This window comes from Mesonia oceanica, from assembly GCF_902499555.1.
GTDB classification, from domain to species: Bacteria; Bacteroidota; Bacteroidia; order Flavobacteriales; family Flavobacteriaceae; genus Mesonia; species Mesonia oceanica.
In genome coordinates this window covers 36,847-51,416 of the sequence record NZ_CABVMM010000009.1, presented here as the reverse complement: position 1 = coordinate 51,416, position 14,570 = coordinate 36,847, and the positions used below count along the sequence as shown (strand labels likewise).

The 14,570-nt window shown below is 34.8% G+C and carries 13 protein-coding genes; 11 read left to right on the top strand and 2 right to left on the bottom strand.

Annotated elements, in window-relative coordinates; translation table 11 throughout:
* Nucleotides 1-6 precede the first annotated feature (6 nt).
* Both ubiE and porT read left to right on the top strand, forming a co-directional pair.
* Entirely contained in the window at nt 7-735 is a 729-nt protein-coding gene (gene ubiE / locus FVB9532_RS11735; protein WP_150545371.1) for a bifunctional demethylmenaquinone methyltransferase/2-methoxy-6-polyprenyl-1,4-benzoquinol methylase UbiE, read from the top strand.
* A 4-nt stretch (nt 736-739) separates the two neighbouring features.
* On the top strand, nt 740-1,435 hold the full coding sequence (gene porT / locus FVB9532_RS11730; RefSeq protein WP_150545370.1) for a type IX secretion/gliding motility protein PorT/SprT: 696 nt from the start codon (nt 740-742) through the stop codon (nt 1,433-1,435).
* Between the two features lie 3 nt (nt 1,436-1,438).
* Here the strand turns inward: porT and FVB9532_RS11725 are convergent, their stop codons facing one another.
* Complete coding sequence (locus FVB9532_RS11725) at nt 1,439-2,161, bottom strand: TrmH family RNA methyltransferase (protein ID WP_150545369.1); 723 nt, start codon at nt 2,159-2,161, stop codon at nt 1,439-1,441.
* 35 nt (nt 2,162-2,196) lie between these two features.
* Between FVB9532_RS11725 and tamL the strand changes: the two genes are divergently transcribed.
* Genes tamL through accD form a run of 3 tightly spaced genes read left to right on the top strand, consistent with a single transcriptional unit; the run spans nt 2,197 to nt 6,779 of the window.
* Nucleotides 2,197-4,770: a translocation and assembly module lipoprotein TamL gene (gene tamL, locus FVB9532_RS11720; RefSeq protein ID WP_150545368.1), complete on the top strand. Its 2,574-nt coding sequence runs from the start codon at nt 2,197-2,199 to the stop codon at nt 4,768-4,770.
* A gap of 51 nt (nt 4,771-4,821) precedes the next feature.
* A complete protein-coding gene (fbaA, locus tag FVB9532_RS11715; RefSeq protein ID WP_150545367.1) occupies nt 4,822-5,889 on the top strand; it encodes a class II fructose-bisphosphate aldolase in 1,068 nt (355 codons plus the stop codon).
* A 32-nt stretch (nt 5,890-5,921) separates the two neighbouring features.
* Nucleotides 5,922-6,779, top strand: coding sequence for an acetyl-CoA carboxylase, carboxyltransferase subunit beta (accD, locus tag FVB9532_RS11710; RefSeq protein ID WP_150545366.1), 858 nt, complete (start codon nt 5,922-5,924; stop codon nt 6,777-6,779).
* A 60-nt stretch (nt 6,780-6,839) separates the two neighbouring features.
* On the opposite strand, the gene FVB9532_RS11705 is transcribed toward accD, so the two are convergent.
* Nucleotides 6,840-7,481 carry a hypothetical protein gene (locus tag FVB9532_RS11705; RefSeq protein ID WP_150545365.1) on the bottom strand — a complete coding sequence of 214 codons (642 nt, stop codon included), beginning with the start codon at nt 7,479-7,481 and terminating at the stop codon, nt 6,840-6,842.
* A 186-nt stretch (nt 7,482-7,667) separates the two neighbouring features.
* Here FVB9532_RS11705 and rpsO point away from each other — a divergent pair, with 186 nt between their 5' ends.
* The 6 genes from rpsO (at nt 7,668) to FVB9532_RS11675 (ending at nt 14,441) form a co-directional block, all read left to right on the top strand.
* Nucleotides 7,668-7,937, top strand: a complete 270-nt coding sequence (rpsO, locus tag FVB9532_RS11700) for a 30S ribosomal protein S15 (RefSeq protein WP_150545364.1) — start codon at nt 7,668-7,670, stop codon at nt 7,935-7,937.
* Between the two features lie 157 nt (nt 7,938-8,094).
* On the top strand, nt 8,095-10,266 hold the full coding sequence (locus tag FVB9532_RS11695; protein WP_150545363.1) for a polyribonucleotide nucleotidyltransferase: 2,172 nt from the start codon (nt 8,095-8,097) through the stop codon (nt 10,264-10,266).
* Nucleotides 10,267-10,552: 286 nt separating this feature from the next.
* Entirely contained in the window at nt 10,553-11,356 is an 804-nt protein-coding gene (gene proC / locus FVB9532_RS11690) for a pyrroline-5-carboxylate reductase (protein ID WP_150545362.1), read from the top strand.
* A 20-nt stretch (nt 11,357-11,376) separates the two neighbouring features.
* Entirely contained in the window at nt 11,377-12,153 is a 777-nt protein-coding gene (gene proB / locus FVB9532_RS11685; protein ID WP_150545361.1) for a glutamate 5-kinase, read from the top strand.
* Nucleotides 12,154-12,182: 29 nt separating this feature from the next.
* A complete protein-coding gene (locus tag FVB9532_RS11680; protein WP_150545360.1) occupies nt 12,183-13,382 on the top strand; it encodes a glutamate-5-semialdehyde dehydrogenase in 1,200 nt (399 codons plus the stop codon).
* 195 nt (nt 13,383-13,577) lie between these two features.
* A complete protein-coding gene (locus tag FVB9532_RS11675) occupies nt 13,578-14,441 on the top strand; it encodes a sigma-70 family RNA polymerase sigma factor (RefSeq protein ID WP_150545359.1) in 864 nt (287 codons plus the stop codon).
* Nucleotides 14,442-14,570 lie beyond the last annotated feature (129 nt).

Below are 14,570 nucleotides of genomic sequence, written 5' to 3'. Positions count from 1 at the left end.
TTTGCTATGTCTAAAAAGGTAACCCCTTACAAAGATTCTAAGCTTACCAAGAAAAAGCAGGTAGAACAAATGTTTGATACCATTTCAGAAAATTACGATGGCCTTAACCGCGTAATTTCTTTTGGGATAGATACTTCTTGGAGAAAAAAAGTGATCCAGTTGGTCACCGAAACCCAACCTAAAAATGCACTGGACATAGCCACAGGAACCGGTGACTTAGCCATTAGCATGGCTCAGGAAGGAATACCGAAAGTAGTAGGCTTAGACCTTTCAGAAGGGATGCTAAAAGTAGGGCGAAAGAAAATAGCCAATTCTTCTTTAGCTAATAAATTGGAACTCATACAAGGAGATTCTGAAGCGCTTCCTTTTGAAGAAGATAGCTTTGACGCTATTACCGTTGCCTTTGGAGTAAGAAATTTTGAAACCCTTGAAAATGGTTTAAAAGAAATTTATCGTGTACTCAAACCAGGAGGTATTTTTGTGGTTTTGGAGACTTCAGTACCTACCAAGTTTCCTTTTAAACAGGGATATAACATACATTGTAAATATATTTTACCTACCATTGGAAAAATTTTCTCTAAGGATAAAGTCGCCTACAAATATTTAAGTGATAGTGCGGCAGTTTTCCCTTATGGAGAAAAGTTCAACAATATTTTAAAGAATATCGGGTTTATAAATGTAAAAGATAAGCCCCAAACTTTTGGTGTTGCAACCATATATACGGCTTCAAAGTAATTGTATGAAGAGATTAATTGTTGTTTTAACCATACTCACACTAAGTTTTCAAAGTACGAAGGCCCAACTTTTCACGAAAGAAAAGATTAAGAACCTCGAGAATTTCGATCAGAAAAGATGGTCTTGGGGTTATTTTTTAGGCTTTAATAATTACGATTTTAAGTTTAATTACAAAGAACATCCTACCGAAGACTTAATAGTGAAAAAAAATGTAGGCTTTAACGTTGGCCTTATTGGGAACCTTCGCATTAACGATTACATGGATTTACGTCTAGAACCCGGTGTTTTATTCGTGAACCGTGAAATTACCTTTCCCGAAATACCAGAGGACAATTTAAGGGAAGTTAAATCTACTTATGTACACATTCCGCTTCTAATGAAATTTTCTACTAAGAGGTTGAATAATTTCAAACCTTTTGTAGTGGGTGGAGTTTCTACTTCTATCAACCTTTCCAGTAATGAAAAAAATCCGGATGACAACAGTGCCGGAGAATTCAGGATGAACAGTAAAACATACTATTACGAAATTGGTTTTGGAGTAGATTTATATATGTTCTTCTTTAAATTCACTCCTTCTATTCGTGGAGTTTTCGCTATTAATGATGAATTAAAAAGAGACATAGACCCTAACAGTCCCTATACGGGAAATATAGACCAGATGTCTTCTCGTGGAGTTTTTATCAATTTCACTTTTCAGTAAAAATCACCGGCGTTTAAATTCACTTAAAAAGATAGCCGTAGCCGTAGCAACATTCAAACTTTCAGTATTTTTCACATTGCCAAATTGAGGTATACTTAGCTTATTGGTGATCATTTGTTCGATATCATCAGTAATTCCGTTGGCTTCGTTTCCTAACACTAAAATCCCTTCAGAAGGAAGCGAAGATTCATATACGTTTTCGCCGCTCATAAAAGTCCCAAACAAAGGAAGCTTCAAGCTAGGAAGTTCTTCCTTCAAATTAGTATAAATCACTTCTACCCTAGCTATACTACCCATCGTAGCCTGTATCACTTTTGGGTTGTAACAATCTACTGTATCTTGAGAGCAAAGCAATTGCTTCACCCCAAACCAATCACAGAGCCTGATAATCGTACCCAAATTCCCGGGATCCCGAACACCATCCAAGGCAACTATAAAATTTTCATTTATTTCAATTTTCTTCTGTGGAATTTTAAACAATGCCAAAGCTGTTTGAGAAGTACTTAGCTTGGTAATTTTATTAAGTTCATTGTCTTCCAACAACTGCATTTTATCTTTTTCTGTAAAAAATATATCAGCTTGAGAAAATAAACGCTCCAATTCGAAGTTAGAATTTAAGAGCTCTTTGATCACTTTTATACCTTCAGCAATAAACAATCCGTTTTTTTGTCGATATTTTTTTTGAGATAGACTGTTTATTAACTTTATTTGGCTTTTGCTAAGCATAAAATGACGTATTTTTGAAACTTAATTTTTTTTGTTTGAAATCCTTCCCCGCAAAAATATCATTAATTCTGTTGGTATTGCTCATTATTTCCTGTAATGCAACAAAAAAGGTTAAAGAAGGCCAGCACTTATTGGTTAAAAACAACATTTTAGAAAATGGAGAGCGCATTAAAAATAGAACTATTTACAATCAACTCTACCAAGAACCTAATGTAAAATTACCTTTATTAGGAATTCCGTTAAAACTCCATATTTACAATATAGCAAATCCTAATCCCGACACTACTTTTTACAATTGGCTTCATAAAAAGCCTAAACGTGAAGAACGCCTAATTAAGTTTTTATCTAAAAAGCAAGTAGAAAAATTAGGACAATCTTATGTTGAATTTAATGAGTTTTTAGAAGAAACAGGAGAAGCTCCCGTTATTGTAAGTAAACAAAAAACAGAACGCTCATCAAACCGTTTAAAGGCTTGGTACTGGAACCACGGTTGGTTTAATGCAGAAACCGATTTTAAAATTGAAAAAGAAAAAAATAAGCGGGCGAAAGTAGATTATTTTATAAAACCTCATCAAGCTTATATACTCGATTCCATTTCAGAAAGGATCGCTTCCCCACAAGCAGATTCAGTCTATCAAATGTATAAAAAGGAAGCCTTAATTAAAAACGGGCAGCAATTTGAAACTGAAAATTTTGATGCTGAAAGACAACGGATAGTTGCGTTATTCAGAAATAATGGATTTTATCATTTTGAGCAAGAATATATCACCTTTGAAGCTGATACAATCAATACCAATCATAAAGCCAATATAGATTTGGTAATTGCCGATCGCAACATTCAAAAAGAAGACACTGCTTACACGGTTCCCTATCGAAAGCATTTTATTAGTGATGTGAATATTTTTACAGATTACACATATTCTAATCAAGATAAACCGATTACCGACTCTGCCAGCTATGAAGGGTATACGCTTTACAGCTTTGAAGATTTAGAATACAAACCAAAAGCAATAGCAGATGCTGTTTTTATAAAAAAAGGAGAAGTATATAGTGACCGGGCAAGGTCGCTTACTTATAGAAGAATGAATGAATTGGGAATTTTTAAATATCCCGATATTCAATATATGCCGGATCCAAGAGATTCTACAGGAACTAAATTAATCACTAATATTTTTTTAACCCCAAAACCAAAATTTGGGGTCGATTTTAATTCTGATGTTTCTCGAAGTAATATTCAAGATTTCGGGATTGGTTTTGGAGGTTCGCTGTTGATTAGGAATGTATTTGGGGGTGCCGAAACTTTTGAAATTGGAGGTCGTGGAAGTATAGGCTCTTCTAAAGATGCTTCCGATAGCGAGGACCGATTCTTTAATATTTCTGAAATTGGCGCAGACGTTAGTCTTTCTTTTCCAAAAATCGCCTTCCCCATTAATACCGATAGGATTATCCCGAAATCTATGTCGCCTTTTACCACTTTTAGCGTTGGGGTAAGTTCACAAGAAAACATTGGATTGGACAAACAGAACGTCACCGGGAAATTAAATTACCGCTGGTATCCCAACAATGAATTAACTCATAAATTAGATTTGCTAGATCTTCAATATGTAAGGAATTTAAACACGGGAAATTACTTTAACGTATACCGAAATTCCTACAACCGATTAAATGATATTGCACAAACTAATTCAGACCAAGTAGATGCTTCTTATTTTGAAGAAGATAATAATATTTCAGACGACAATGCACCCGATTTAATCGTCCCTGAAGGAACAAGAGGTTTTATTAATGATTTTAACAATAATACTTATAATTTAACCCGTCAGGAAAACCAAATTACGAGAAACATTATTGAACGTCGCGATAGATTAACTCAAGACAATTTAATTCTCGCTTCCAACTTCAACTATATTAAAAACACAAGGGAAAATATTTATGATGAAGAGTTTACACAGTTTCGGTTCAAAATAGAAGCGGCAGGAAATACGCTTTCATTAGTTGCCCCCTTATTAAATTTAGACAAAAACAACAATGACAATTATGAGGTATTTGGGGTCGAATTTTCACAGTATGGAAAGCTTGAAACCGACTTTATCAAACATTGGGATTTTGGTCAAAAGAATATTTTAGCTATTCGCGCTTTAGGAGGAATTGCCATTCCTTATGGAAACTCCAACAGCATCCCTTTTGCAAGAAGTTTTTTTGCTGGTGGCGCTAACGATAACCGTGGTTGGCAAGCTTACGATTTAGGCCCCGGAAGTTCTGGTAGCTTAAACGAATTTAACGAAGCCAATATGAAAGTTACCCTCAATGCAGAATATCGTTTCAATCTATTTGGTTCTTTAAATAGTGCTATTTTTATAGATGCTGGTAATATTTGGAATGTACTGGACAATGTAGAAGATGAACGATCTAAATTTTCTTCCTTCAAAGATTTCAAAGAACTGGCCGTAAGCTCAGGATTGGGTTTACGTTACGACCTTAGCTTTTTTGTGATTCGTTTTGATGTAGGTTTTAAAACATACAACCCTGCTTATAACAAGCAAGAATGGTTTAAGCAGTATAATTTTGCCAATGCCGTTTACAATGTTGGAATTAATTATCCTTTCTAACCCATTTTATTTTATTAATTTTGTAAATCGTTTAATTAAAAAAACTAATCCATGAGTCATAATATCAAACCTGGTGTTGCTACCGGAAAAGAAGTTCAAGAAATTTTCAAACATGCCAAAGAGAATGGTTACGCGCTTCCAGCGGTAAACGTAGTAGGTTCTAACACTATCAATGCGGTAATGGAAACTGCTGCCGATTTAAACTCACCTGTAATCCTTCAATTTTCAAATGGCGGAGCCTCTTTTAATGCCGGGAAAGGTCTTTCTAACGAAAACCAGCAAGCAGCTATTTTAGGTGGTGTAGCAGGAGCTAAACACGTTCATGGTTTAGCAGAAGCTTACGGAGCAACGGTAATTCTACATACCGACCACTGCGCTAAAAAATTATTACCTTGGATAGATGGTTTATTAGATGCTGGTGAAAAGTTTTATGAAGAGCACGGTAAACCTTTATACAGTTCTCATATGATTGATTTAAGTGAAGAATCGCTTGAAGAAAACATCGAAATCTGTAAAAAATATTTAGAGCGCATGAGCAAAATGGGAATGACGCTTGAAATTGAATTAGGAATCACCGGTGGTGAAGAAGATGGTGTAGATAATACCGATGTAGATTCTTCTAAACTTTATACTCAGCCAGAAGAAGTAGCCTATGCTTATGAAGAATTAAGCAAAGTAAGTGATCAATTTACTATCGCAGCTGCTTTTGGTAACGTTCATGGAGTTTACAAACCAGGAAACGTAAAATTAACTCCAAAAATCCTTAAAAATTCTCAGGAATATATTACAGAAAAGTACGGTGTTGAAAAAAACCATATCGATTTTGTTTTCCATGGAGGAAGTGGTTCAACTGTTGAAGAAATTAGAGAAGCTATTGGATACGGAGTAATTAAAATGAATATCGATACCGATCTACAGTATGCTTTTGCAGAAGGGGTTCGTGACTACATGAAAAAGAACGAAGATTACCTTGCTACGCAAATTGGTAACCCAGAAGGAGAAGATGTTCCTAACAAAAAATATTACGACCCAAGAAAATGGTTAAGAGAAGGTGAAGCTACATTTAAAAACAGATTAAAGTTAGCTTTTGAACATTTAAATAATGTCAACACCCTTTAAAACCGGAATCCCCACCCTATAACTCAAACAATATGGCTTGGTTTAGAAGAACAAAAAAAGGAATCCAAACAGCAACCGAAGACAAAAAAGATGTCCCTAAAGGTTTGTGGTATAAATCACCTACCGGAAAAATTGTCGATGCTGAACAATTAGAAAAGAATTTCTATGTAAGTCCAGAGGATGGATATCACGTTCGAATAGGAAGTGAAGAGTATTTTGAAATTCTTTTTGATGATAAAAAGTACAAAGAATTAGATAAAAACTTAACTGCTAAAGACCCTTTAAAATTTGAAGATACCAAAAAGTATCCTGATCGTTTAAAAGAAGCGCAAGAAAAAACCGGTTTAAAAGACGCGATTAGAACAGGTATCGGAAAATCTAAAGGCAAAGATTTAGCAGTAGTTTGTATGGATTTCAGGTTCGTGGGTGGATCGATGGGCTCTGTTGTGGGAGAAAAAATTGCTCGTGCTGCCGATTATTGCATCGAAAATAAAACACCTCTAATGATTATTTCAAAATCAGGAGGAGCAAGAATGCAAGAAGCTGTTTACTCATTAATGCAAATGGCAAAAACCTCGGTAAAATTAGCACAATTAGCAGACGCTAAACTCCCCTATATTTCCTTATGTACAGATCCTACTACAGGAGGTACCACTGCTTCTTTCGCCATGTTAGGAGACATTAATATTTCTGAGCCTGGTGCCCTAATTGGTTTTGCTGGACCACGAGTAGTAAGAGATACCACAGGAAAAGATTTACCAGAAGGATTCCAACGTTCTGAATTTTTATTGGAACATGGCTTTCTAGATTTTATAACCCAACGTAAAGAACTAAAAAACAAGATCAACCTTTATATAGATTTAATTTTAAATCAACCGGTTAGAGCTTAAAGAAGTTTAGAGCAAAAAAAAGCTGCCAATTGGCAGCTTTTTTTTGTTCAATAATGATATTTATTTTTTTATATAATCATCAAAAAATTTGTTAGCTATCAAATAGAGGGAGTCTTTCTCGATTTCATAAGTATCTAATTCATCATAATCCGGTAATTCAGATTTTTTCAATGCAAAACCAATCATCGCATGGTTATGCTTTTTTAAATCGTAACGTTCAAAAAAGAACATAAATGGAATATCACAATAAGCATTAGATAAATAAGGATATGTTTTCTTAGAAAACCCTGCTTTTTGTAAAGAGTAAAAATCATAATGAATTTGATTTTTTTCAACATAAAAAACCCCTATCTGCTTCACATCTGAAGCTTCAATCACTATGTTTTTCACATTCAAGTCTTTTTCAGTTTCAACAAATAAATCGGCACTAATAATTTCTTTGTAAATCTTTGCATTTAAGAATTCACCTATAATTTCATTAATATCGTTTTTGGTTATATTACCAGAAAGTGCACTGGGCAAGGTATCTTTATTGATGGAGAGTAATTTCAGCTCATCGATTTTAATAGAATCACCTTTTACTATCAAGAACGTTTGATGATCTTCCACCAAACGTGGATCTTTCCCTTGGCTACAAGAAGAAGAAAAAGAAAAGACAAAAAGTAAACCAAAGCTTAGCCTTAAAAATTGAGTATAACTCACAGAAGTTCATATTAGTTCTGAAGTTAATATACAAAATTATTGATTCATTGATCTACAATCATTTAGAAAAAAGGAAGGCTCAAAAAGGAAATCGAAAATTTCAATAGACAAATAAAAAAATAAATGTATCTTTGCCGCTCGATAGAAAACCTATCGGTACATAATAATCATTGAAATAATATTGGAATGTATTTAACAAAAGAAGAAAAAGAACAATTGTTCGAAAAGCACGGTAAAAGTAAAAATGATACCGGCTCAACAGAAGGTCAAATTGCGTTATTCACTAAAAGAATTGCTCATATTTCAGACCACTTAAAAAACAACAAAAAAGACTTTAACTCAGAGCGATCTCTTGTAGCGTTGGTAGGTAAAAGAAGAAGCTTACTAGACTACTTAAAGAAAAAAGATATTATGAGATATCGTGAAATCATTAAGGAATTAGGTTTAAGAAAATAAACATTGAAAGGGGCTTTTTACGCCCCTTTTTTTATAAGATAAATTGTCGCCCATACAAAAAATTGGGCAGTTTTTCATTGGTCAACTCACTACACAACAACACAACCCTTGACCGTCAGGTAAGACGGAAGACCATTGTTTAATAACACAAATTTTTATGATTCCAAAGACATTTAAAGAGGTTATCGATTTAGGAGATGGAAGAGAAATCTCTATCGAAACCGGAAAATTAGCAAAACAAGCACACGGTTCTGTGGTTGTGCAATCAGGGAAGTGTATGCTGCTTTGTACATTAGTTTCTAATTACAAACAAAGCGATGTAGATTTCTTACCATTAACAGTAGATTATAGAGAAAAATTTGCTGCAGCAGGACGTTACCCGGGTGGTTTCTTCAAAAGAGAAGCAAGACCAAGTGATGGTGAAGTATTAACGATGCGTTTAGTAGACCGTGTACTTCGACCACTTTTCCCAAAAGATTACCATGCAGAAACACAAATTATGATTCAGTTAATGTCTCATGATGAAGATGTAATGCCAGATGCGATGGCCGGTTTGGCAGCTTCAGCAGCTATCCAACTTTCAGACGCTCCGTTTGAGTGTCCAATTTCAGAAGTAAGAGTAGGTCGTGTAGATGGTGAGTTTATTATAAACCCAACACGCGCTCAATTAAAAAATTCAGACATCGACATGATGATTGGAGCTTCTGCAGATTCTGTCATGATGGTGGAAGGTGAAATGGATGAAATTTCTGAAGAAGAAATGACAGAAGCGATCAAGTTTGCACACGAAGCTATTAAAAAACAATGTGAAGCTCAAGTAAAATTAGCTGAAGCATTTGGTAAAAAAGAAGTGCGTGAATATGACGGAGAAAGAGAAGATGAAGAACTTGAGCAAAAAATTCACGAAATGGCATACGATAAAGTATATGCTGTTGCAAAAGCAGGTTCTTCTAAAAAAGAACGATCAACTGCTTTTGGTGAAATAAAAGAAGAAATTGTAAACAGTTTTTCTGAAGAAGAAGTTGAAAATTTTGGAGATTTAATTTCAAAATATTATTCTAAAGCAGAAAAAGCTGCCGTTCGTGATTTAACCTTAAATGAAGGTTTACGTCTAGACGGAAGAAAAACAGACGAAATTAGACCGATTTGGTGTGAAGTAGATTACCTACCATCAACACACGGTTCTTCTATATTTACAAGAGGTGAAACTCAAGCCTTAGCTACCGTTACATTAGGTACTTCTAGAGAAGCTAACCAAATTGACATGCCAAGTTATGAAGGTGAAGAGACTTTCTACTTACACTACAACTTCCCTCCTTTTTCAACTGGAGAAGCACGACCAATTCGAGGTACTTCACGTAGAGAAGTTGGGCACGGTAACTTAGCACAAAGAGCATTAAAAGGAATGGTTCCTGAAGATTGCCCTTACACTGTTCGTGTCGTATCAGAAATCTTAGAATCTAACGGTTCTTCTTCAATGGCAACTGTTTGTGCCGGTACGATGGCATTAATGGATGCGGGGGTGAAAATTAAAAAACCAGTTTCCGGTATCGCAATGGGATTAATTTCTAATGCAGATTCTGGAAAATATGCTGTTCTTTCTGATATTTTAGGAGATGAAGATCATTTAGGTGATATGGATTTTAAAGTTACGGGAACAGAAGATGGGATTACCGCTTGCCAAATGGATATTAAGGTGAAAGGATTAAGTTACGAAATCTTAATTAAAGCCTTAAAACAAGCAAGAGAAGGAAGACTTTACATTCTAGGGAAACTTACCGATACTATTGAAGCTCCTCGTGAAGATGTAAAAGGTCACGCTCCTAAAATGATTACACGTAGAATTGCTAACGAATTCATTGGTGCTTTAATTGGACCAGGCGGTAAAGTAATTCAAGAACTTCAAAAAGAAACAGGAACAGAAATCGTTATTAACGAAGATCCTGTTACCGAAGAAGGTATCGTTGAAATCTTAGGAACCAACCAAGAAGGTATTAATAAAGTGATGGCGAAGATCGATTCAATCACCTTTAAGCCTGAAAAAGGAAGTGTTTACGAAGTGAAAGTAATTAAGATTTTAGACTTTGGTGCGGTTGTAGAATATGTAGACGCTCCAGGAAACGAAGTGTTATTACACATCTCAGAACTTGCTTGGGAACGTACTAATAATGTAACCGATGTTGTAAATATGGGTGATGTTATTGATGTAAAATACTTTGGAGTAGACCCTAAAACTAGAAAAGAAAAAGTTTCTAGAAAGGCGCTTCTTCCAAGACCTCCAAGAGAAGACAAAAAAGGGAGAATAATAACGAAAAGTAATTGTTCTTAAAATCCAATAAAAAAAGCTCCGAAATATTCGGAGCTTTTTTATTTTAAGATTTTTTTAACTGACATACTAGCACCTTTCGACGCTTTGGCAGTTATTAAAATTTTCAACTTTTCTTATCAAATTAGATTATCTATATATTTTTATTAAAATAATGTCAAAGTATTAACTAATACACTAGTTAATTACTAATTTGCGGATAGCTGTGAATTTGCTAGATTTTAATAGACATCTGCACAGTACTTGCACATTATAGAGCAAATAAATACTAAACCAAGAAATATAAAAGATGAAAGTATTAGTTATTGGAGCAGGAAATATGGGGTTAACTTACGCAGAGGGAATGGTAAAATCTACCCTCCTTGGTGAGAAAAACCTAAAAATATATGATACTGATCCAGAAAAAATCTTATCTCTAAAAGAAGTTTCACATTTTGATGTTTACGATAAATTAGAAGACTGCTTACCAGAAGCAGACTTAGTTTTCATTGCTGTAAAACCTTATCATAGCGATGAGCTTTTTGCCGAAATGAAACCAATGATTAACGAGAGTCAAATCTTTATTTCTTTGATGGCCGGAGTGACCATAGAATCTATTCAAGAAAGATTAGGTGCTGCAAAAGTTGTAAGAACCATGCCTAACTTACCGGCACAAGTTGGTAAAGGAGTAACCTCTTACACCGAATCTGAGAAAGTTTCCCGCGTAGAATTATTAGCGATTAGAAACTTATTAGATACCACAGGAGAATCCATTCACGTAGACACCGAAAAATTCATAGATGCTTCTACCGGTATTTCTGGGAGTGGCCCTGCATATGTATTCTACTTTATGAATTCTATGTTGGAAGCTGCTAAAAAGATGGGCTTTTCAGACCACGATTCAAAAGTCTTAGTAAGCAATACTTTTGAAGGTGCTGTAGAACTTTTCAATAGAAATGATCTATCACCACAGACTTGGATGAACCGAGTAGCCTCCAAAGGAGGAACCACCAGAGCTGCATTAGACTCGATGGATGATAATAATGTGAAAGACCTTATAAAAGAAGCAGCTTACGCAGCATTTAATAGAGCTGTTGAATTAGGAGAAAAATAATTATTCATTATAAACCAATTATGGACGAGGATACAAAAAGAGTTGTAATTAAGGTTGGAACTAACGTAATGACCAACAAAGACAACCGAATTTTAGGACCTGTTTTAAAAGAACTTGTTAGACAAATAGCAGAACTGTACGAAAGAGATATCATGACGGTATTGGTCTCTTCTGGTTCTTCCATCGCAGGACAAGAAATACTTGGCGGATGTAAAATTCAAGACAAATCAATTAGAAGACAAGTCTTTTCTGCCGTAGGACAACCAAGAATGATGAGGCATTACTACAGCATTTTTCATGACTACGGTATGCGTTGCGCTCAAGTATTAGCCACTAAAAGAGACTTCGACCCAGGTAAGCACAGAGAAAACATGATTAACTGCTATGAAGGTTTGTTAGCAGAAGGAATTATTCCTATCGCAAATGAAGATGATGCCGTTTCGTTAACCATGTCTATGTTCTCTGATAATGATGAATTAGCAAGTTTAGTTGCCGAATTGATTAATGCCGATAAGCTAATTATTCTTACCGATATTGAAGGATTCTATACCGGTCACCCGGAAGATGAAAATTCAGAAAAACTGAACGAAGTTAAAGTTGATGAGAATGTTGAAAAATACGTTCAATCTTCAGACAAAGGTGAAGGTGAAGGCCGAGGAGGAATGGGCTCCAAATTAAAAATAGCAAAAGGAACAGCGAATAAAGATATACCAACCTACATCGCAAATGGTAAACGACACAACGTAATTGTTGATATAATTGATGGAAAAGATGTAGGTACAAAGTTTACCGCATAAGTAAATTTTAAAATCTTAAAAACCGACACATGGAATTATTAGATTCAACTATAAAAGATAAAGTTTTGAACTCGATGATGAAAATTATCGACAGAGAACGTTCTAACATTATCGCAGAAAATAAAAAAGACCTGGAAGCATTCGATAAAGATGACCAAGCCCTTTACGACCGATTGGTGGTAAATGAAGCCAAAGTCGATGGAATGATTCAAGCAATCAAAGAAGTTAAAGAACAAGACGATCCTGTAGGACAGGAAATTTCTAACAGAACTCTAGATAGCGGCCTTAACATTGTAAATAAAACCGCTCCTTTCGGGACCATCATGATTATTTATGAATCCCGACCAGATGTAACGATTGAAGCTGCCGTTCTTGCCTTTAAAGCCAATAATAAAATTTACCTTAAAGGTGGTAAAGAAGCTAAAAATAGTAATATTATTCTCGAAAAATGTTGGCACGAGGCTTTAGAAGAAAATGGTCTTTCTAAAGATTGGATTAAGTTAATGTTTACCGATAGAACGGAAACAAGAGAATTCTTACAAAACCCACCAGTTCAATTAGATTTAATTGTACCACGTGGAGGCGAACGTTTAATTCAGTTTGTAAAAGACAACGCTAAATGTGCCGTACTCATTAGTGGTCGAGGAAACAACTATCTATATGTTGCCGAAGATGCCGATTGGGAAAAAGCGGTAAAAGTTATTCTTAATGCTAAAACAGATAAAATTTCAGGTTGTAACGCACTTGACAAGGTCTTAATTGATAAAAAAATTCCTAATTACGAAGCTAAACTCAAAGAGCTCCAAACTGTTCTTAAAGAGGCAAACGTAGAAATTTTAGTAGATGAAAAAGTGGGAACGATTTTAACCGATGAAGAAAAAATACCAAATGAAGATACTTGGTATGAAGAATTTTTAGCGTTGAAAATAGTTGTAGCTGAAGCTGATGGAATTGATGAAGTTATTGAAAAAATAAATCAATACTCAGGAGGTCACTCCGCTTCTATCATTACCGAGGATAAAGAAAAAGCTACTAAGTTTATGGAGCAAATTGATAGTGCGGCAGTTTATCACAACGCTTCTACCCGATTTACCGATGGAGGTCAAATGGGAGTTGGAGCAGAACTTGCTATTAGTACCGACAAATTACACCACAGAGGTCCATTAGGACTTAAACAATTGGTCACCAATAAATATTATGTTTATGGTGATGGTCACGTGAGAGTATAATTTATATAATCAAGATTTTAAAAAGCCTGTTTGAAAATTCAAACAGGCTTTTTTATTTTTCTGTAATCCCGCTCATTTTCTAACGACAAGTACTTGTTTTCAATCTTTTCTAAAAAAATTGAATGTCTTTTGTAACAAAACAAATAAATCTTACGTACAATAAGTATAACCCATATTTTAATCTGGAGATCGTAAATGAGACAACTTAAAATTACGAAGCAGGTAACTAACAGAGAAACTGCTTCGCTAGACAAGTATTTACAAGAAATTGGTAAAGTAGATTTAATTACCGCCGAAGAAGAAGTAGAATTAGCACAACGCATTAAAGCCGGCGATGACAGAGCGCTAGAAAAACTTACAAACGCCAATTTGCGTTTTGTGGTCTCTGTAGCAAAACAGTACCAAAACCAAGGTTTAACCTTACCAGACCTTATTAATGAAGGAAATTTAGGTTTAATTAAAGCTGCCAAAAGATTTGATGAAACAAGAGGTTTTAAATTTATTTCTTACGCTGTATGGTGGATTAGACAATCTATTTTACAAGCTTTAGCAGAACAGTCTAGAATTGTACGCTTACCGCTTAACAAAATTGGTTCTATCAATAAAATCAATAAAACCTTTGCTTCATTAGAACAAGCAAATGAAAGACCACCAAGCGCCGAAGAAATTGCTAAAGAGTTAGATATGACAGTAAACGACGTAAAAGAATCCATGAAAAATTCTGGTCGTCATTTATCTATGGATGCTCCCCTAGTAGAAGGAGAAGATTCCAACCTATATGATGTAGTTCGTTCAGGAGAGTCTCCCAATCCGGATAAAGATTTAATTCATGAATCTTTGAAAACCGAAATCGAACGTTCACTAGAAACTTTAACCCCAAGAGAAGCAGACGTTGTAAGACTTTATTTTGGACTGGGAAATCAACACCCTATGACTCTAGAAGAGATAGGAGAAACTTTTGATCTAACCAGAGAAAGAGTAAGACAAATTAAAGAGAAAGCTATTAGAAGATTAAAACACACTTCTAGAAGCAAAATTTTAAAAACTTACTTAGGTTAAAATTTTGTAACTTTGTAATAACAAACAGTAATTCATAACTGTTCGTTTTTTGATTGATGAATGGAACCCCGGCTGATTACCGGGGTTTTTTAGTGCTTATAAATTTTACATTACATAAAAATGAACATT